This is a genomic window from Polynucleobacter arcticus (assembly GCF_013307205.1).
GTDB classification, from domain to species: domain Bacteria; phylum Pseudomonadota; class Gammaproteobacteria; order Burkholderiales; family Burkholderiaceae; genus Polynucleobacter; species Polynucleobacter arcticus.
The window spans coordinates 1,107,852-1,128,324 of record NZ_CP028940.1; the positions used below are offsets into that span (position 1 = coordinate 1,107,852).

The 20,473-nt window shown below is 46.7% G+C and carries 17 protein-coding genes and 1 tRNA gene; 4 read left to right on the top strand and 14 right to left on the bottom strand.

Annotated elements, in window-relative coordinates; genetic code table 11:
• Positions 1-25 precede the first annotated feature (25 nt).
• The 6 genes from clpX to ispD all read right to left on the bottom strand — a co-directional run bounded on the left by clpX (position 26) and on the right by ispD (position 4,942).
• Positions 26-1,399 (bottom strand): ATP-dependent Clp protease ATP-binding subunit ClpX, encoded by a 1,374-nt coding sequence (gene clpX / locus DN92_RS05600; RefSeq protein ID WP_173960324.1) that lies wholly within the window; start codon positions 1,397-1,399, stop codon positions 26-28.
• Positions 1,400-1,425: 26 nt separating this feature from the next.
• Complete coding sequence (clpP, locus tag DN92_RS05605; RefSeq protein WP_015421102.1) at positions 1,426-2,055, bottom strand: ATP-dependent Clp endopeptidase proteolytic subunit ClpP; 630 nt, start codon at positions 2,053-2,055, stop codon at positions 1,426-1,428.
• 33 nt (positions 2,056-2,088) lie between these two features.
• Positions 2,089-3,426, bottom strand: coding sequence for a trigger factor (gene tig, locus DN92_RS05610; protein WP_173960325.1), 1,338 nt, complete (start codon positions 3,424-3,426; stop codon positions 2,089-2,091).
• Between the two features lie 57 nt (positions 3,427-3,483).
• A tRNA-Leu gene (locus DN92_RS05615) sits at positions 3,484-3,570 on the bottom strand.
• Between the two features lie 81 nt (positions 3,571-3,651).
• Entirely contained in the window at positions 3,652-4,155 is a 504-nt protein-coding gene (gene ispF, locus DN92_RS05620; RefSeq protein WP_173960326.1) for a 2-C-methyl-D-erythritol 2,4-cyclodiphosphate synthase, read from the bottom strand.
• A gap of 28 nt (positions 4,156-4,183) precedes the next feature.
• Entirely contained in the window at positions 4,184-4,942 is a 759-nt protein-coding gene (gene ispD / locus DN92_RS05625) for a 2-C-methyl-D-erythritol 4-phosphate cytidylyltransferase (RefSeq protein WP_173960327.1), read from the bottom strand.
• 23 nt (positions 4,943-4,965) lie between these two features.
• Here ispD and mfd point away from each other — a divergent pair, with 23 nt between their 5' ends.
• Positions 4,966-8,508 (top strand): transcription-repair coupling factor, encoded by a 3,543-nt coding sequence (gene mfd, locus DN92_RS05630; protein ID WP_173960328.1) that lies wholly within the window; start codon positions 4,966-4,968, stop codon positions 8,506-8,508.
• A gap of 20 nt (positions 8,509-8,528) precedes the next feature.
• Positions 8,529-9,419 (top strand): phosphoserine phosphatase SerB, encoded by an 891-nt coding sequence (serB, locus tag DN92_RS05635; RefSeq protein WP_173960329.1) that lies wholly within the window; start codon positions 8,529-8,531, stop codon positions 9,417-9,419.
• A 36-nt stretch (positions 9,420-9,455) separates the two neighbouring features.
• Here serB and DN92_RS05640 read toward each other — a convergent pair whose 3' ends face one another.
• The 7 genes from DN92_RS05640 to DN92_RS05670 all read right to left on the bottom strand — a co-directional run bounded on the left by DN92_RS05640 (position 9,456) and on the right by DN92_RS05670 (position 17,060).
• Positions 9,456-10,640: an acetyl-CoA C-acyltransferase family protein gene (locus DN92_RS05640; RefSeq protein ID WP_173960330.1), complete on the bottom strand. Its 1,185-nt coding sequence runs from the start codon at positions 10,638-10,640 to the stop codon at positions 9,456-9,458.
• Positions 10,641-10,719: 79 nt separating this feature from the next.
• Entirely contained in the window at positions 10,720-12,078 is a 1,359-nt protein-coding gene (gene rimO, locus DN92_RS05645) for a 30S ribosomal protein S12 methylthiotransferase RimO (RefSeq protein ID WP_173960331.1), read from the bottom strand.
• A gap of 2 nt (positions 12,079-12,080) precedes the next feature.
• A complete protein-coding gene (gene phaR, locus DN92_RS05650) occupies positions 12,081-12,641 on the bottom strand; it encodes a polyhydroxyalkanoate synthesis repressor PhaR (protein WP_173960332.1) in 561 nt (186 codons plus the stop codon).
• A 117-nt stretch (positions 12,642-12,758) separates the two neighbouring features.
• Positions 12,759-13,499, bottom strand: coding sequence for a 3-ketoacyl-ACP reductase (locus DN92_RS05655; RefSeq protein WP_173960333.1), 741 nt, complete (start codon positions 13,497-13,499; stop codon positions 12,759-12,761).
• A 20-nt stretch (positions 13,500-13,519) separates the two neighbouring features.
• Positions 13,520-15,154 carry a class I poly(R)-hydroxyalkanoic acid synthase gene (gene phaC, locus DN92_RS05660; protein ID WP_173960334.1) on the bottom strand — a complete coding sequence of 545 codons (1,635 nt, stop codon included), beginning with the start codon at positions 15,152-15,154 and terminating at the stop codon, positions 13,520-13,522.
• Positions 15,155-15,262: 108 nt separating this feature from the next.
• The gene (gene pgeF, locus DN92_RS05665) at positions 15,263-16,036 is read right to left on the bottom strand and encodes a peptidoglycan editing factor PgeF (protein WP_173960335.1); all 774 of its coding nucleotides are present in this window, start codon (positions 16,034-16,036) and stop codon (positions 15,263-15,265) included.
• Entirely contained in the window at positions 16,020-17,060 is a 1,041-nt protein-coding gene (locus DN92_RS05670; RefSeq protein WP_173960336.1) for an RluA family pseudouridine synthase, read from the bottom strand. Before DN92_RS05670 ends, pgeF begins: the two co-directional genes overlap by 17 nt.
• A 20-nt stretch (positions 17,061-17,080) precedes the next feature.
• Here DN92_RS05670 and DN92_RS05675 point away from each other — a divergent pair, with 20 nt between their 5' ends.
• Positions 17,081-17,953, top strand: coding sequence for an outer membrane protein assembly factor BamD (locus DN92_RS05675; protein ID WP_173960337.1), 873 nt, complete (start codon positions 17,081-17,083; stop codon positions 17,951-17,953).
• Positions 17,954-17,978: 25 nt separating this feature from the next.
• On the opposite strand, the gene alr is transcribed toward DN92_RS05675, so the two are convergent.
• Entirely contained in the window at positions 17,979-19,079 is a 1,101-nt protein-coding gene (gene alr / locus DN92_RS05680; RefSeq protein WP_173961269.1) for an alanine racemase, read from the bottom strand.
• Between the two features lie 74 nt (positions 19,080-19,153).
• Between alr and lplT the strand changes: the two genes are divergently transcribed.
• The gene (gene lplT, locus DN92_RS05685; protein ID WP_173960338.1) at positions 19,154-20,473 is read left to right on the top strand and encodes a lysophospholipid transporter LplT; all 1,320 of its coding nucleotides are present in this window, start codon (positions 19,154-19,156) and stop codon (positions 20,471-20,473) included.

A 20,473-nucleotide genomic window follows, 5' to 3' on the forward strand; every position in this document is an offset into this window, starting at 1 on the left:
AAAAACTACTGAAAAAACCTAAAAATTAGGCTTTTTTACTCAATTCAGGGGTTTGGTCACCTTGCTTGTAGACCAAAATCGGCTTACCGCCCTCGGCAATCGTGCTTTCGTCGATAACAACCTTTTGGACATTTTTCAGCGATGGCAAGTCATACATGACATCCATCAAGGAGCCCTCCAGAATCGAACGCAAACCTCGAGCACCAGTCTTGCGTGCAATTGCCTTTTTAGCAATGGCAGATAAAGCTACAGGGCGAACTTCGAGCTCAGAGCCCTCCATTGTCAACAGGGCTTGGTATTGCTTTACTAAGGCATTCTTAGGTTCAGTCAAAATCTGAATCAGGGCCGGCTCATCGAGCTGCGCTAGAGTAGCCACCACCGGTAGACGACCAATTAACTCAGGAATGAGACCAAACTTAATTAAATCTTCAGGCTCAACCTCGACCAAGAGGTCACTTACGCCACGATCATCTTTACCTGGTACGGTTGCATTAAACCCGATTCCCGTCTTGGCAGTACGCTGCTGAATGACCTTCTCTAGACCATCAAATGCACCGCCGCAGATAAAAAGAATATTGGTAGTGTCTACCTGCAAGAAATCTTGATTGGGATGCTTACGTCCACCTTGTGGCGGAACCGAAGCCATCGTACCTTCAACCAGTTTTAACAAAGCTTGTTGGACACCCTCACCCGATACATCGCGGGTAATTGAAGGGTTATCTGACTTACGAGAAATCTTATCGATCTCATCAATGTAGACGATACCGCGCTGTGCTTTTTCTACGTTGTAATCGCAGGCTTGCAACAGCTTTTGAATAATATTTTCAACATCTTCGCCAACGTAACCCGCTTCAGTTAGCGTTGTTGCGTCAGCCATAACAAAAGGCACATCGAGCATGCGCGCCAAAGTCTGCGCTAACAATGTTTTGCCAGAACCCGTTGGGCCGATGAGCAGGATATTACTCTTAGCGAGCTCGACCCCGTCTACCATTGCTTTAGCGGGAACTTTAGTTTCTTTTTTATCGACAGCTTTATCGCTAGCCTCAATAGCCTTGCCGTCTTTATCCAACTTCACCTGCTTTGGCTTGGGCAAATACTTCAAACGCTTGTAATGGTTGTAAACGGCTACAGCCAGAGTCTTCTTAGCATGATCTTGTCCGATAACGTATTGATCTAAGTTTTCACGAATCTGATGAGGCGTTGGCAAAGAGTCATCGCCATCTACTTTAGGAAGCTTTGCTAGCTCTTCTTGAATGATGTCGGTACAAAGTTCGATGCACTCATCGCAAATAAAAACGGAAGGCCCAGCGATGAGCTTCTTAACCTCATGCTGACTCTTGCCACAAAAAGAGCAATAAAGAATCTTGTCTGTACTGCTGGGAGTGTTTGTATCGCTCAAGGTAGATTATAGAAATGGGTGCTGTATTAAGGACGCTTATCGATCACTTTGTCAATCAAGCCGTACTCTTGGGCTTGATCAGCAGACATGAAATTATCACGGTCGGTATCTTTAGCGATCGTTTCAATCGATTGGCCTGTGCGGTCAGCCAAAATTTTATTCAAGCGCTCACGTAAGTAAAGAATTTCACGAGCTTGAATTTCAATATCAGAAGCTTGTCCACGTGCACCGCCTAATGGCTGATGAATCATTACACGAGAATTTGGCAATGCATAGCGCTTGCCCTTCTCACCGGCGCACAACAAGAAGGCGCCCATACTAGCAGCCATGCCCATACATAAAGTACTGACATGTGGCTTGATAAATTGCATTGTGTCGTAGATTGCTAAACCTGCTGATACAGAACCACCAGGAGAGTTGATATAGAGAGAGATCTCTTTATCTGGATTTTCACTCTCTAGGAATAAAAGCTGGGCAATGACCAGATTTGCAGTCTGATCATTAACTTCACCAACTAAGAAAACTACGCGCTCTCTTAGTAAGCGAGAGTAAATGTCATAGGCCCTCTCACCTCGACCAGAGGTTTCAATCACCATGGGAACTAAACCCAAACCTTTGGGCTCTAAATTCTCAGACTGGAAATGATTCTGGTTCATGTGATCGTACCTTTATTTAATGAATTCTAAAACTTAATTGAGTTTACTGAGTTCTTCGAAAGTAATCGCTTTGTCAATCACTTTAGCTTGCGAAGTGAAATACTTGATCACGTTATCCTCCAGCACCATGTTCTCAACGTCTTTGAGGCGACTTGGATTGCTATAGAACCATCGAACGACTTCTTTTGGATCTTCGTAAGTCGCAGCCTGCTCATCGATCTCTGCTTTGATCTGATCTGCAGTTGCAGCTAAATTCTGCTGCTTGACTAGATCACTCAAAATAAGACCAAGACGAACGCGCTTGAGGGCTCGTTCAGCAAACATCTCAGCAGGTATAGGCGCATCTTTAGCATTCGGGATGCCACGTTGAATCAAATCTTGACGGGCGGACTCAGCTAGACGCTCTTGCTCTTGAGCAACCAAAGACTTTGGTACATCAAGCTCGCAAATGCTATCTAACTTATCCATTACTTCGCTTTTGAGCAAAGAAGTAATGCGACGCTTTGTTTCACGATCAAGATTTTCCTTAACCTCTTCACGCATTTTTGCAACGCCACCCTCTGTAACACCCAAAGACAATGCAAATGCATCATCGATAGCAGGTAAGTGAGCCCAGTTCACTGACTTAACAGTAATCGTGAAATCAGCAGTTTTGCCAGCGACATCTTTACCATGGTAATCAGCTGGGAAACTTAATGGAAAGGTTTTGCTCTCACCTGCTTTGAGGCCAAGGGTAGCTGCCTCAAACTCGGGGAGCATGCGGCCTTCGCCGAGCACGTACTCAAAGTTTTCCGCCTTACCACCATCAAATTCAACGCCATCAATTTTGCCTACAAAGTCGATGACCACTTGATCGCCAGCTTGTGCAGCTGTACTAGTACCGCCATCACCATGGGCTCCGGATTCGCCACGTGGGTGATAGTGAACCTGTTGCTTGCGTAACACATCTAAGGCACGATCGATTTCTGCATCAGAGATAGCCGTTGTGTATCTGGTCACTTCGGCTTTGCTGAAGTCGCCGATTTTTACTTCTGGCAATACTTCAAAGTAGGCATCAAATACAACTTTATCTGCATCTAATTCGCTCTTAGGGTCCAAGCGTGGCTGACCAGCCAACAAGAGTTTTTCATTTTGAGCTAAGTCATAGAACAGTTCGGAAGCTTTATCGAACTGAAGTTCGAAATCCACTTGCATGCCGTATTGCTTTTCGACCATATTCTTAGGCACTTTGCCTGGACGAAAGCCTGGGGCTTTCATGGACTTACCCAATTGAGCCAAACGGGCTTCTCTTGCCTTAGCCAAATCGGCACGAGCGAACTCTAAGGTTACTTTGCGGTCTAATTGACCTAAATTTTCTATCTGCACAGCCATTCTCGTCTCTCAATTGAAAATCTGAATATATGAAGCCCAAGCCAAGTAGCTATCTTGTGGTGCGAGGAGGGGGACTCGAACCCCCACACCATTGCTGGCGTCAGGACCTAAACCTGGTGCGTCTACCAATTTCGCCATCCTCGCGCGAATTCCGCAAACACTACTAAGCTCAAGCTTCACTCTAAAGACCGTAATTCTACAATGCTTGGCGGTTTTGGAGGATATTTAGGCCTTGTACAGCAACGCTACAGCATGGACAGCAATGCCCTCACCTCGACCAAGGTGCCCCAGGGATTCATTTGTTTTGGCTTTGAGGTTCACGTGGCTGGGCGTAACGGCTAAATCTGCTGCAATATTTCGGACCATATCAGGCAAGAAAGCAGCCAATTTGGGCTTTTGGCAAATAATGGTTGCATCTACATTACCTATTTGAAAGCCCACAGCCTGCACTTTTTGCAATGCGGCTCTGAGCAAAATACGGCTATCCATATCCTTAAACTGGGGATCAGTATCCGGAAAAAGTTGGCCAATATCATTCAAGCCTGCGGCCCCTAAGATTGCATCTGTCAAAGCATGAAGCAGAGCATCTGCGTCAGAGTGACCTAATAGACCTTTTTCATTCGGAATATGAATGCCGCCCAAAATTAACTTACGGTCAGCTACCAAGGCATGAACGTCATAACCTTGACCAATTCTAAATTGTGGGATGTGAAGGGTGCTTGTGGTCATTTATTAGCCTGAAGTATTGGCAAGGAATTTACTGTGCTGAAGCTTGCAATAGGGTCTGCATTAGTTGCCAGTCTGCAGGATGGGTTACTTTAAAGTTGCTTGTCGCCCCTTCAACGAGCAGTGGGCTTGAGCCCGCCAACTCCATGGCGCTGGCTTCGTCAGTAATGTCAGCCTCCAAACGAATGCCCTCCTCAATCGCATCATGTAAACGTTTTAAATTAAACATTTGGGGTGTTTGAGCCTGCCATAGATGCACTCGAGAAATTGTTTTCAATGCGCGAGGTGTATTGCCTGCAATGGCTAAGTTGCTATCAGCCATTTTGAGCGTATCGGCTAAAGGCATTGCCAATAAACCACCCTCACCCGACTGGGTGACCACGCCAATGAGTTTTTGAATCAGTGCGGGCGAGATTCCTGGGCGAGCGGCATCGTGGACCAGCACCCAATCATCCTCAGGAATACCCGCCTTGAGCATTGCCGCAAGGGTATTTCTGACAGTTTCTTGGCGTGTGGGCCCGCCGCTTGCAATGAATTTCACGCAAGAGAGATTATTGGTGAGGGTGCTGAAAATCGGGTTATCCATAAAACTTGGACTCACACCTACCCAAATGGATTCAATCTTAGGGGTATTGATAAAGGCTTCCAGAGCATAAGCCAGCATCGGCTTGCCTGCAAGCTCCTGAAACTGCTTAGGCAAAAGTCCGCCAAGTCTTGAACCCGTTCCAGCTGTCGGGAGCAAGGCGTGACATTGGCGCAAAGATGACGAAGATTGAATTCCTGAATCCATACCTGATTCTATAATGAGCCTAGATGTCTGATGGATTAAAACTAGCACCCCCTATACCTGCGCCGCGGGCTGGGCAGCGCTTTACCTTTTCAGGCCTAGTTGGCTCTGCAGATGCTGCCCTCATTGCCCAATCCGCCCTCCGCTACCGCTCAAAATTCTCAGTCATGGTGATTTTTTGCGCTCAGGCGCAAGAAGCTCAGCGACTTTTAGAGGAAATTCCTGCCTTTGCGCCACAGCTTAAGACACGCCTACTCCCCGATTGGGAGATTCTGCCGTATGACCATTTTTCTCCGCATCAAGATTTGGTATCTGAGCGCCTAGCGACGCTATATGAATTATTAAATGGTAGCTGCGACATTGTCTTAGTACCAATCACTACAGCCCTACAAAGACTGGGTCCTCCCAACTTTTTATCAGGTCATACTTTTTTCTTTAGGCAAGGCGACAAGCTCAATGAGGCAGCACTAAAGCTACAGCTACAACAAGCCGGATATGATCCGGTGAGCGCAGTTATGCGCCCTGGTGAATACAGTATTCGCGGAGGCTTGATTGATCTATTCCCCATGGGCTCCAGCTTGCCGTATCGCCTCGATCTCTTTGGTGATGAGATAGAGCAAATACGAGCTTTCGATCCCGATACCCAGCGTAGCTTGTATCCAGTTAAGGAAGTGCGCCTCTTACCGGGCCATGAATTTCCGTTTGACGATGCGTCACGCACCGCCTTCCGTGGCCGCTGGCGTGAAGTATTCGAGGGTGATCCGACGCGTTGCTCCATCTACAAAGATGCCAACTTGGGTATTCCGAGTGCCGGCATTGAGTCTTATCTTCCCCTCTTCTTTGAAGAGTCCTCCAGCGTGTTTGATTACTTCCCGCGCTCAGGTGATCCAGTATGGATTGTGAGTACTGGTGATGTCGAAGAAGCGATTAAGAGTTTTTGGAAAGATACACTTTCTAGATATGAATTTTTAAAACACGATCTTGATCGCCCTATTCTTCATCCCTCTGAATTATTTCTGGATGTAGATCAATTCTTTACTGCAACTAAATCCAACGCAAGATTAGGGCTAGAAAAAGAAACAAAAGAACCGCCACAATTTTTAGCGGTACCAGATTTAGCAGTACATCGGAGAGATACTGATCCAATAAATCGACTGCGAGCTTTAGTTTCTCAAGAAAAAGTGCGCATACTGATTTGTAGCGATAGCAATGGCCGCAAAGAATCTATTCGCCAGCTATTTGAAGAGAGTAATGCGATCGCCGGTCAAAATGGACGACCTCTTTACTCGCTAAAACCTGAAAGCTTCGAGGGTGTTGCTGATTTCATCAAGAGCGATGCTTTGTTTGGGCTGGTTACCGCCCAACTATTTAATGGTTTTACTTGGCCTTCTGAGAACCTCATCATCGTTACAGAGGCCGAGCTGTTTACTACAACAGCGCGCCAGCGACGTAAGGGCAAGGTAAGCGAGAGTGCTGATCCCGATATGTTGTTCAAGGATTTATCTGAACTCAAAATCGGTGATCCCGTAGTACATTCCGACCATGGTATTGGCCGTTACCAGGGTTTAGTGCTGCTGAATTTAGCGCCCCCCAAGGAAGAGCCTATTTTTGAAGAGTTCTTGCACCTAGTCTATGCCAAAGAGGCTACCCTGTACGTGCCTGTGCAGCAACTACAGATGGTCACGCGCTATGCAGGTTCTGATCCTGACTCAGCACCATTACATCAACTCGGTAGTGGGCAGTGGGATAAAGCAAGACGCAAAGCTGCACAACAAATTCGAGATACCGCTGCAGAACTATTAAGCCTCTATGCAGCCAGAGCGATTCGCAAGGGTCACGCTTTTGAATTCTCAGCTCATGATTACGCTGCTTTTGCAGAAAGCTTTGGCTTTGAAGAGACGCCAGATCAAGCCAATGCGATTGCTGCAGTCATTGGTGACATGACGAGTGGCACCCCCATGGATCGTTTGGTGTGTGGTGACGTAGGCTTTGGGAAAACTGAAGTTGCTCTACGTGCCAGCTTCGTTGCAGTCATGGGCGGCAAACAGGTAGCCATATTAGCCCCAACCACATTGCTCGCTGAACAACATGTTGCCACCTGGAAAGATCGCTTTGCTGATTGGCCGGTACGGATTGTTGAGCTCTCCCGCTTTAAAACCACTAAAGAAATCAATGCCGCTTTAGAAGCTATCGCCAAAGGCGATGCTGACATCATTATTGGTACTCATAAGCTCCTCTCAAAAGAAACCCAGTTTGCTAACTTAGGCTTAGTGATCGTCGATGAAGAGCATCGCTTTGGTGTGCGCCAGAAGGATGCACTCAAAGCATTGCGTGCTGAAGTCGATATTTTAACTTTAACAGCGACACCTATCCCGCGAACTCTAGGCATGGCGATGGAAGGCTTGCGAGAATTCTCTGTCATTGCCACGGCGCCTCAAAAACGTCTTGCGATTAAAACTTTTGTACGGCGTGAAGGTGATGGTGTTATTCGAGAGGCGGTCCTCCGTGAGATTAAGCGCGGCGGCCAAGTCTATTTCTTGCATAACGAAGTAGAAACTATTCAAAATCGTAAGCATGCTTTACAAGAGCTCATACCCGAAGCGAGTATTAGCGTTGCTCATGGCCAAATGCATGAGCGGGAACTAGAATCAGTGATGCGTGAGTTTGTTACACAACGCACAAACATCTTGCTATGTACTACCATTATTGAAACAGGCATTGACGTTCCGACTGCAAATACCATCATCATGCATCGCGCCGATAAGTTTGGCTTAGCGCAGTTACACCAATTACGCGGTCGCGTTGGACGCTCGCATCACCAGGCATATGCCTATTTATTGGTTCCCGATCCTGAGGCTTTAAGCAAGCAAGCACAGCTTCGCTTAAATGCAATTCAAGCGATGGAAGAATTAGGCTCTGGCTTCTATTTAGCAATGCATGATCTTGAGATTCGTGGTGCGGGTGAAGTCCTAGGCGATAAGCAATCAGGTGAGATTCATGAAATTGGCTTTCAGTTGTATACCGAGATGCTAAATCGCGCTGTTAAGTCCCTGCGTAGCGGTAAAGAACCGGACCTTTTATCGCCCTTGCAGGCTACAACGGATGTCAATCTAGGTGTTCCCGCCCTATTGCCCAGCGATTACTGCCCAGATGTTCATGAAAGACTCTCGATTTATAAGCGATTTGCAGGAACAAATGATTTTTCAGAACTAATGGGCCTCAGAGAGGAATTGGTTGATCGTTTTGGTGATTTACCCGATCAAGCAAAATCCTTCTATGAAACCCATCGCCTACGACTCGAAATGGATGGATTTGGTATCAAAAAAATTGATGCGACCCCAGCATCCATTCAGATTCAGTTCATCCCCAATCCGCCCATTGATCCTATGAAGATTATTCGGCTAATTCAGTCCTCAAAACATATTCAACTCAATGGACAAGATAAGCTCAAGATTCTTCCGCAAAAAGAGAAGGATTTCGAGAAGCTAGAGCAGCGTTTAGACCATATCCGCAAGATACTCAGGAGCCTCAATGAATCGGCTATGCTTAATACGGTGCATGTTAACTAATAAGCAAATATTCTCTCACCATGTCTAGCCACATTACCCTTGTAGCCCTTGCGAATAAGCCGATTCCCACTGAGTTTAGTGCGGCACTCATTGAACACGCAAATGTTCTGGGTATACAAATTACAAAGGACAGCAAGGTACTTTCCCAATCAAAATACTTTACTAGCCGCTGGATCAGCAATCAAGTCTTAATGCCTGAGGCACGGATTGCTATGCGCAATATTGCTGCAGCTCACGATACGGATTTAGCCTTCCTATCGCCAGGATTCAAACCGAGTGAAGTAACAGTCTTAGCGATGGACATGGATTCCACTCTGATTAACATCGAATGCATTGATGAGATCGCCGATTTCACCGGCAAAAAAGCTGCTGTTGCAGAAATCACTGAAGCCACAATGCGTGGTGAGATTAAGGATTTCAAGGAAAGCTTACGTCGTCGTGTAGCACTCTTAGCCGGCGTTTCATCCAATGTACTGGAGTCTGTCTATCAAGAACGTTTACGTCTTAACCCTGGCGCATCTGAATTGCTTGCTGGAGCAAATGAGCAGGATCTCTACACCCTACTTGTTTCTGGGGGGTTTACTTTCTTCACAGAAAAGCTGCAAAGAGAGTTAGGCTTTAAGCAAGCACAAGCCAATACACTTGAAGTAATTGACGGCAAACTCACTGGGAAAGTTATTGGTGACATTGTTGATGGTGCCGCTAAATCGGGCTACCTTGACCAAGCTTGCGCTCTCCTAAATTGCCACAAGACCAACGCCATCACCATAGGTGACGGCTCTAATGATCTACCCATGATGCATGGATCTGGCATCAGCATTGCCTATCGAGCAAAGCCCATTGTGAAAGAAAAAGCCGACGCGGCTTTTGACCGAGTCGGCTTGGATGCAGCCTTACTACTAATTGCTTAGTTAAAAAGCAAACCCCGCAACAGTAGCAAGCGCTTCTTAGAGGCGCTCAAAAATGGTTGCAATACCTTGCCCGCCACCGATACACATCGTGACTAAAGCATATTTACCTTGGACGCGATGTAGTTCATGAATAGCTTTCGTAGCGATTGCAGCGCCTGAACAACCGATTGGGTGACCCAAAGCAATTGCGCCTCCGTTGACATTGGTCTTAGCAGGATCTAAACCCAAGCCCTTAGTAACGGCCAATGCTTGAGCTGCAAAAGCCTCATTCGATTCAATGACATCAATTTGATCTAAGGTCAGACCAGCGCGCTCTAAGGCAATTTTAGTTGCAGGAATTGGTCCTTCACCCATGATGTGATTGGGTACGCCGGCAATGGCATAAGACACCAAACGGGCGATTGGCTTGTGACCAGCCTTCTTAGCCGCTTCAGCTTCCGCCAATACAAAGAAAGCTGCGCCATCGTTAATGCCTGATGCATTTCCTGCAGTTACGCTACCGCCTTCTTTTTTGAAGACAGCCTTCATCTTCGCCAAAGTTTCCATGGTGGTATCTGGCTTGCAATGCTCGTCAGTATCAAACACCACATCACCCTTGCGAGTTTTGATCGTGATGGGGACAATTTGTGACTTGAATCGACCTTCTTTAATGGCATGCGCCGCACGACGATGAGATTCCACCGCCAAGGCATCCTGCTCTTCACGGGTGAGCTTCCACTTTTCAACGAGGTTCTCTGCAGTAACGCCCATATGACCAACCCCAAATGGATCTGTTAAGACGGACACCATTAAGTCGATCATTTTGGTATCGCCCATACGAGCACCGCTGCGCATTGCTGGGGAGCCGTACATACCTCTTGACATCACCTCAACACCACCGCCAACGCCATAGTCGCAGTCACCCAACATAATGGCTTGCGCCGTTGTAACGATAGCTTGCAAACCAGAGCTGCATAAGCGATTTAATCCCATTGCCACAGATTCCATTGGCAGGCCAGCTTGAATAGAGGCAACACGCGCCACATAGGCATAGCGATTGTCAGTAGGAATCGTATTGCCGACAGTGATGTAATTAATCAAAGCTGGATCGACTCCAGAGCGGGCTACCGCTTCTTTCATGACGATACCGCCGAGCTCACAAGGCTCAAGGCTACTCAATGATCCATTGAATGCACCAATTGCTGAACGTACAGCACTTAAAACGACGACATCACGACTCATAACCATCCCCTTTGCTGTGCCTTGTTAGGCAAATAAACGACCTTAACTTCAGACTGAATTAATATTTTTATTCCAATAGTCAAGTTTCGGCTATTAGGTCATGCCCTTGGGAGCTAATCACCATCACTTTGATGATTTCACCAGCACGGAAGCGCTTAGATGGCTTGCTTGGGGGTAAAACCCGCACTAAACCATCTATTTCAGGGGCATCACCAGTAGTTCGACCAATACCACCAGATTCGTCTACTCGATCAATCAGAACCTGAATGCGTTTACCGACCTTTTTAGCCAGTCGCTTGACCGAAATTTCCTCTGCCTTGGCCATAAAGCGTGCGCGACGCTCTTCACGAATCTCAATTGGTACGGGATTGTCTAGTGCATTAGCTGTTGCCCCATCAACGGGCGAGTAAGCAAAACAGCCAGCACGGTCAATCTGGGCCTCATCTAGGAAATCCAGCAGATACTGAAATTCTTCCTCGGTCTCCCCAGGAAACCCTGCGATAAAAGTACTTCGAATGACTAAGTCTGGACATGCTGCGCGCCAAGCTTGAATGCGTTCCAAATTTTTCTCACCACTCGCAGGACGCTTCATGCGCTTGAGCACATCAGGATGGGCATGCTGCAATGGAATATCTAAATAAGGCAATACTCCGAAACCGTACTCAGAAAACTCTGCCATCAAGGGCAAAATGTCATCCACATGAGGATAGGGATAAACATAATGCAGGCGTACCCAGGCTTGATGCTCTCGTGCAATAAGATTTAGCGCGTTTACCAAGTCAAACATCCGAGTCTTCACAGGCTTGCCATCCCAAAAGCCGGTACGGTATTGAACGTCAACGCCATAGGCACTCGTATCTTGCGAAACAACCAGCAATTCTTTCACGCCTGACTCAAATAATCGTTTGGCCTCAAGCAGCACCTCTCCGATTGGTCGGGAGACTAAATCGCCACGCATGCTCGGAATAATGCAAAAAGTGCAGCGGTGATTGCAGCCCTCAGAGATTTTTAAATACGCATAATGCTTTGGCGTTAACTTCACACCAATTGGTGGGAGTAGATCCGTAAAAGGATCATGTGGCTTAGGTAGATGCAAATGAATAGCCTGCATCACCTCTTCTGTAGCATGCGGGCCAGTAACTGCCAAGACTTTTGGATGAATACTCTGAATGAGATCACTGCCATCCGCATTTTTACGGGCACCCAGACAACCGGTCACAATTACCTTGCCGTTCGCTGAAAGCGCCTCACCAATCGCCGCTAGGCTCTCCTCAACTGCAGAATCAATAAAGCCGCAAGTGTTCACCACCACGAGATCTGCACCAGCGTAATCTTTAGCCGTCTCATAGCCCTCGGCACTCAATTGAGTCAGAATCAATTCAGAGTCAACCAATGCCTTGGGACAACCCAAGGAAACAAAACCTACTTTTCCAGCCACGACTATTCTTTTTCTGTTTTATTGGCTTGCGCCGGGAACGGGAAGCCGCTAAATATTGCCGGGGAATTTTGCATTTGCTCCTGCATCTTCACAAACAAATCTTTACTTTGCTCCATATAGCTACCCATCAAGCCTTGCATCATCGGGTTTTGGAGGTTCAGCATATTGGCCCAAGCTTCTGGCGTACTTCCTGAACCCAAACCTTGAGTTTGGTCACCAAGCTTATTGTGAATATCCACAAACGATTGCATGGTCTTTTCTAGATAGTTACCCATCAGACCCTGCATCGAGTTTCCGTAAAAGCGAATAATTTGAGACAGCATTTGAGTAGAAAAAACAGGCGCTCCACCCGCCTCTTCTTCCAAAATAATTTGCAGCAAAATATTGCGAGTTAAGTCATCCTCAGTTTTTGCATCGACAACGCTAAAAGTATCTCCTGCCATCACTAAATTCTTGATGTCGACTAAGGTCACATAGGTACTGGTTTGGGTATCGTACAAACGCCGATTCGGATACTTCTTAATCAAGCGACTATCGCTGGTTTTTTTGGAGCGTGTGACCATGTAATTTTCCTAAATTCAATACCGCAATGCAACATCGGCATAGTTTATCCCTAGATTTGAGCTAAAGGTAAAAAATGCCGACGAGGATGGCTTAGTTAATACATTAATTGGGTTGATTTAACCCGTATGCAGACCGCCATTTAATGAAAAGTCTGCCCCAGTGGCATAACCGCCATCATCTGAAGCTATCCAACAACAAATAGAAGCGATTTCCTCAGGGGTACCAAGGCGCTTGACTGGAATGCCAGACACAATCTTCTCAAGAACATCCTCACGAATCGCCCGAACCATATCAGTGCCAATATATCCAGGGGAAACCGTATTGACCGTAACGCCTTTAGAGGCTAATTCTTGTGACAAGGCCATCGTAAAACCATGTAAACCCGCTTTAGCTGTGGAGTAGTTGGATTGTCCAAACTGACCTTTTTGACCATTTACTGAAGAGATATTGATAATACGACCCCATCCGTTATCAGCCATACCATCGACCACTTGCTTGGTCACATTAAATAATGAATTGAGGTTGGTATCAATTACCGCCTTCCAGGCCTCTGGAGTCATTTTACGAAAAACGCTGTCTTTAGTAATGCCGGCATTGTTAACCAGCACATCGACACGCCCTACTTCAGCCTTGACTTTATCAAAGGCAGCAACGGTGCTATCCCAATCGGAAACATTTCCCTCCGAGGCGATAAAGTCATAGCCCAAGACTTTCTGCTCACCAATCCAGCGATCCTTTCGCGGAGAATTCGGGCCACAACCAGCGATGACTTTAAAACCATCTTTAGCCAGACGCTGACAAATAGCGGTACCGATTCCACCCATACCACCGGTGACATATGCAATCTTTTGTGACATGTATTCCCCTTTTGAAAATATTATTGAGCAGCTGTACTAATTTTTTCTTTCACGTACTTACCAGGCGCTGCCTCTAGTTTTTTGTACTGCTTGTTACCAAACGTTTTACTAGCTTTTATCTTCTTACCGCCGAATTGCCCTAACCACTGTGCGTAGTCAGGCCACCAGCTACCTTTGATGTCCTTAGCTCCTGATAACCACGCATCAGCAGTTTTGGCCAGTTTGTTGTTTTCAAAATAATGACGTTTATTTTTTACTGGCGGATTAATCACGCCCGCAATATGACCAGAAGCCCCTAAGACAAATCGATTCTTACCCTTGAGGAGTTGAGTAGATTCATAGGCAGACTTCCAGGGAACAATATGATCATCATGCGACGCATAAATATAGGCAGGGACAGTAATCTTGCCAAGATCTACCTTTTCACCACACATAGTGAGTTTGCCTGGCTTAATTAACTCATTTTGCAAATAGGTATGGCGCAAGTACCAGCAATACATAGGTCCCGGCAAATTAGTCGAGTCACCATTCCAATACAGGAGGTCAAATGGTGGCGGTGAATTTCCCTTGAGATAGTTCTCTACTACATAATTCCATACCAAATCATTGGGGCGTAAGAAGGAGAATGTATTGCCTAAGTCAAGACCTGACATCATGCCGTAATTCCCGCCCTCTCCACCTATGGTGCTCTCGCGAAGCTTGACCATGCTTTCGTCGATAAAGACATCCAAGATACCGCTATCACTAAAATCCAGCAAAGTTGTGAGCAAGGTTAAGCAAGCAACATAATCTTTTTTGCGTGCGGCCAAAACTGCCAATGCGCTAGAAGTTAATGTGCCGCCAACACAAAAACCCAGTATATTAATCTGCTCTGTTCCGCCGATATCCCTGGCGACCTCAATCGCCTTGATGACGCCATCGCCAACATAGTCATCCCAAGTGACCTGAGACATAGTGACATCTGGATTTTTCCAAGAGACTAAGAAAACGGTATGCCCTTGCTCAACCATATAACGTACAAGCGAGTTATCCGGCTGCAAATCTAAAATGTAATATTTATTAATACAAGGCGGCACCATTAGATAAGGACGCTCGTACACTGTCTCGGTTAAAGGGGTGTATTGAATCAACTCAAAAAGCGCGTTACGAAACACGACCTGGCCTTCAGTAGTGGCAATATTTTTACCTACTTCAAAAGCACTTTCATCCGTTTGGGATACTTTGCCTTTTTTTAAATCACCCAACAGGTTGACGATTCCATTTTGAATCGATTGACCCTGAGAGCTAATAATATTTTCCAGAACTTCTGGATTAGTTGCGATAAAGTTAGATGGTGAAAAAGCGTCGATCATTTGTTCGGTAGTGAACAAAATTTTAACTTTTGTCTTTTCATCAGCCTCTACTGCTTTAGCCAGTGCTAACAAATGCTTTGAGTTCAGCAAGTAGGTTGCTGCAATCATCTTGCTCCAAGAAGAATGCCAAGCCTTACCTGAGAAGCGACGATCTTTTACTTCAATTTCTTCAGGATTCGTTGCTAGATGCGCAAACTCAGCGAAATATTCTTTTTGAATTTCTGACAAACGCTCTGGGGGAATTAGCGCCATATGGTGCGGTGCCAGGGATGGCGCAACACCTGTATTCATACCTGCGAACATAATGATCCCGTCAATTGATTAAGACCATTCTCCATCTATCAGGCTATAAGGGTTATACGCACTAACCCTAGCCCTAAAGCTAATCAGGTTCTTACGCCATGATTAGATCTATGCAGAAATCCAAATCAAAGAAGCGAAACGCCCTGTTTGCTTATCGCGTCGATAGGAGAAAAATTGATCTGGATCGCTAAAGGTGCAGTAGTCGCCACCGCCAATCTGCGCAATACCCAAAGAATCGAGGCGATCCCGAGCCAAAAGATAAAGGTCGGCTAAGTATTTGCCTGGCTGACCGCTGATGGGGGTAAATGCCCTTGATAGGATGGATTGAGGCTGTTCCGAGAAAGCTTGTAGTACATCCTCGCCCACCTCAAAATGCGTGGGCCCAATTGCTGGACCCATCCAAGCTGAAATATCTTGTGGGGCCAGCTTGGGAGAGATCTCACGCATTGCTTTAACAGTCTGCTCCAAAACTCCCCCACTCAGACCTCGCCAGCCAGCATGTGCCGCACCAATGACATCGCCATTGTTGCTTGCAAACAATACCGGCATGCAATCTGCGGTCAGAACCACTAATACTTCATTGGGAATGTTGGTCACCGAGGCGTCAGCCTCAAAGGGCCCAGCACCCATTGAATGCCTTAAGGCCGGAGTACTGACGTTGATACCGTGAATCTGCCTTAACCAAAGAGGCTCAGATGGAATAGCTGTCCGCAAGATGCTCCGATTTTGCAAGACAGAGCTCGGATCATCGCCGGCATTTAAGCCCAAATTCAGGCTGTTAAAGGGCTCTTGGCTCACTCCGCCCAATCTCGTTGTGCAGAAGGCTTGAATTGACGGGGCCGTGACCCAACCCGGCTGAATCTTTTTACTGGCGCTGGTCATTTTTAATGGAGGCCAATAAAGCCTCCTCCCGAGGCAGATCCAGCTCGCTCATCCCCACTGTAGGCAGTAAATCCATTAAATCTTGTGGGGGCAATCTAAACCAGGTCATGATCTCTTGAGTGGCAGGATGTTGCAAACTCAGGGCAAAGGCATGTAGCGCTTGACGATGAAAAGGGAGGGTCTTAGCGACGCCCGGAGTCCTTTTGCGATAGACGGGATCGCCCAGCAAGGGAAATCCGAGAGACTCAAGATGAACTCGAATTTGGTGGGTACGCCCGGTTTCTAAGCGGCACTCCAGTAAAGCTACGGGACTTTCAGCGAATAGGCCTTTGGCAAGACGACGAAATAAGGTAGCAGCAGGCTTACCTTGAGTAGATCCGGCAGCCATTTTTAAGCGATCTCGCTGGTCGCGACCAACGGTTGCAAGAACCTTGCCTTGAGAGGGAGCATCGCCCCATACCCACGATAGATAACGACGGCCAACAGTACGTTCTTGTAACTGCCTAACCAAGGACGTTTGGGCGATATCGGTTCGAGCAACCACCATCAATCCAGAGGTATCTTTATCCAGACGATGCACAATCCCCGCCCTAGGCAGTAGCTTTAGCTCCGGAAATCGATATAACAAGCCGTTGAGTAGTGTTCCAGTCCAATTGCCTGCTGCGGGATGAACCACCAATCCAGCAGGCTTATTAACCACAATAATTGTGTCGTCCTCGTAGACCACGTCCAAAGGGATGTTTTCGGGGGCAAAAGCAAACTGTTCGGGCATTTCTTGAGGAAATACCTTGATACTCTCGCTCCCACGCAGCAAATGGCGAACTTTGGTGACCTTTCCATCAACAGTAACAGCACCAGCCTCCACCCAGGCCTTAAGCCGGTTCCGTGAATAATCGGGTAAAGCACCCCCTAAAAATTTGTCCAAACGCTCGCCGCTCACATCATCGGGAACTTCTAGGGCTATGAAATCCTCTTCATCGATATAATCGGTGGGATTCGAATCGGGAGTATGCGGCAATGCCACGCTTAAAGAGCCTTTTAGTTATGTCGGACGTTATTACAGACGCCAGTTTAAGGCTTGCTGCCAAACTTGGGCTATCTTCTAGAAAATCCCTCGTCAATCTGATTGCCGGCACAAGTGTCGCCTGCCTCATACTCAGTGGTTGTGCTGGTAGCGATGGCCAAAAAGACGATACCGATATTTGGTCAGAAACCAAGCTGTACTCAGAAGCAAATGCCAAACTTAATGATGGTGATTTTGCAAAGTGCGGTAAATACTTTGAGAAACTAGAAGGTCGCTTTCCCTTCGGACCTTACTCGCAACAAGCACAAATTAATGCGGCTTATTGTTACTGGAAAGCACAAGAGCAAGCTCAAGCGCAAATTGCGATTGATCGCTTCATTAAACTCCATCAAGGAAGTCCTAGTTTAGATTATGGCTACTACCTCAAAGGTCTCATTAGCTTTAATGATGATTTAGGTTGGCTTGGTAAATTTACAGGCCAAGATCTCAGCGAGAGAGATCCAAAGGCAGCTAAAGAAGCTTTTGAATCTTTTAAAGTAGTGGTTGAACGTTTCCCCGATAGTAAATATGCGCCGGATTCTTTGGATCGCATGCGCTATATTGTCAACTCACTGGCTGAGGCAGATGTGATTGTTGCCCGTTTCTACTATCAGCGTGGCGCTTACCTAGCGTCCGCTAATCGAGCGCAAATGGTAATTCGTGATTATGATCGTGCGCCAGCAGTTGAAGAGGCACTCTACTTATTAGTGAAATCCTACGAAAAGCTTGGCATGGTTGATCTGAGCAATGACTCAGCACGGGTCTTCAAATTGAACTTCCCTGATAGCCAAATGTTAGTGACTGGCCAACGCGTTCAAAAAGAGCGTCGCTGGTGGCAAATCTGGAATAAGTAATGCGCTCCCCAGTAATCAAGTTGCCCTACTTGATTACTACCGGCACCCTTTGCGCCAAAGCGCAAATGAGCTCATAGCCAATGGTTCCGCTCATTTGGGCCACATCATCTACTGGCACCTCACTACCCCATAGTTCGACGATACTGCCAATTTTTGCATTGGGCGCGCCTCGCAAATCAATAGTCAACATATCCATCGATACTTGACCAACGATTGGACAAATCACGCCGCCGCCCTGAGCATCGGCAGCTTCAACCCACACTGGCGTTCCATCCCCAGCATGACGGGGATACCCATCAGCATATCCACAGGCAATCACACCGATCAACATATCTTCCGGTGCTTGATAGCGGCCACCGTAACCTACGTGATCACCTTTTTTCAACTCCTGAATATCAATAATTTCACTGCGTAATTGCATAACAGGATGAAAGTCAGAGCGCACAATGTCAGCATGAACTCCAGTAGGCGAAACGCCGTACAACAGAATTCCGGGGCGAACCCAATCGCCTAAGGCATTACGGTGCCAAAGGATTGCCGCGGAGTTGGCTAGGGAACATGGTGCATCTAAACCAGTAGTGACTTTCTCAAAACACTCCATTTGCTCACCAACGGAGGGCGATCGCTCGACTTGATCCGCGTTAGCAAAGTGGGTCATGTGATGCAGGCGATAACCAGCGGCGTGCAAGCGATGAAAAGCTGCGCGGTATTGCTCAGGCTTAAAACCGAGGCGATTCATACCAGAATTCAATTTCAAGAAAACATTGATTTGCTGGTTCGAGCGGTTCTGAAAGGACTCGAGCCACTCTAGCTGTTTTTGACTATGAATAACCAAGTCACATTTGAGCTTAACGGCTAATTCAAGCTCTTGTTCGCTAAAAAGTCCTTCTAGCAACAAAATACGCCCACCCCAAGCATGGTCTCTCAACCATTGTGCATCTGCAATATCCAGAAGTGCAAAACCATCAGTAGATTCAAGACCCTGCAAAACTGCACCTAAGGTATGGCCATAGGCCTTCGCCTTTACAACCGACCAAATCTTGGATTCCGGGGCAAGCTCACGAATACGGCCTAAGTTATGACGAAAGGCGTCTGTGTGTATAGTTGCGATGATTGGTCTATTAATCAAGCGATTTACTAATGTGCTCATATTCACCCCTCCTTTCATGCTTTAATAACATTCATGACTAGATTGTACGAATGAACCGCAGTTTTTACACCATTATGGCGGCGCAATTTTTTTCGTCGCTTGCTGATAATGCATTGCTGATTGCAGCGATTGCCCTCTTGGTCCAGCTCGAAGCTCCGGCCTGGATGACTCCTTTACTCAAATTGTTCTTCGTTCTCTCATATGTTGTCTTAGCAGCCTTTGTGGGGGCCTTTGCAGACTCCCGCCCTAAAGGTAATGTCATGTTCATTACCAATACGATTAAATTCGTTGGCTGCGTAGTGATGCTCTTTGGAAGCCACCCTTTGCTGGCCTATGCGATCGTGGGTTTAGGCGCAGCCGCCTACTCTCCAGCTAAATACGGCATCTTGACAGAATTACTCCCCCCGGAAAAACTGGTAGCAGCTAACGGCTGGATTGAAGGGCTGACTGTAGGCTCAATCATTATGGGCACCGTACTTGGTGGCGTTTTGATTAGCAAGTCGGTTTCTCAAAGTCTGCTGGGGCTGGATATGCCCATCCTTGAGACTAATATAGACACTGCAGCAGAATCGGCCATTTTGATCATCATGATGATTTACGTGCTTGCGGCACTGATTAATCTTCGCATTCCAGATACTGGAGCGCGATATGAGTCACAAAAGACCAACCCAATTGAGTTGATAAAAGACTTTTCGCATTGCTTTACGACGCTTTGGAACGATAGGCTTGGTCAGATTTCACTTGCAGTGACCACCTTGTTTTGGGGTGCCGGTGCCACGTTGCAATTTATTGTGATTAAGTGGGCTCAGGTGTCCTTGCACATGACCCTATCCCAAGGGGCCATTCTGCAAGCAATCTCCGCTTTTGGTGTTGCGGGTGGGGCCGTTTATGCAGCTTGCCGCATTCCTCTTCGCAGTTCGCTCAAAGTGCTCCCATACGGTATTGCTATGGGTTTAGTGGTCTGTGTAATGGCTGTATACAACTCCGATATGCTACCAAATACAACGATTTTCTCTATTGCCGGTTTTGACATCTCGCTCAATTTATTGCCGGCGTACTTCTTACTTATTTTGGTTGGCTGGTTAGCAGGTTATTTTGTGGTGCCAATGAATGCACTACTGCAACATCGTGGCCATGTACTCATGTCTGCCGGACACTCTATTGCAGTGCAAAACTTCAATGAAAATATTTCTGTGTTGATGATGCTCTTAATCTACTCTGGATTAATTTGGCTTGATGCGCCAATTCAAGGAGTCATCATTGGCTTTGGTGTAGCAGTTAGCATCATCATGTGGCTGGTTATTAAGCGCCATACCGCCAATCAAGCTGAGTATGACTCAATGCACCTGATTGGTGAGCACAAACACTAA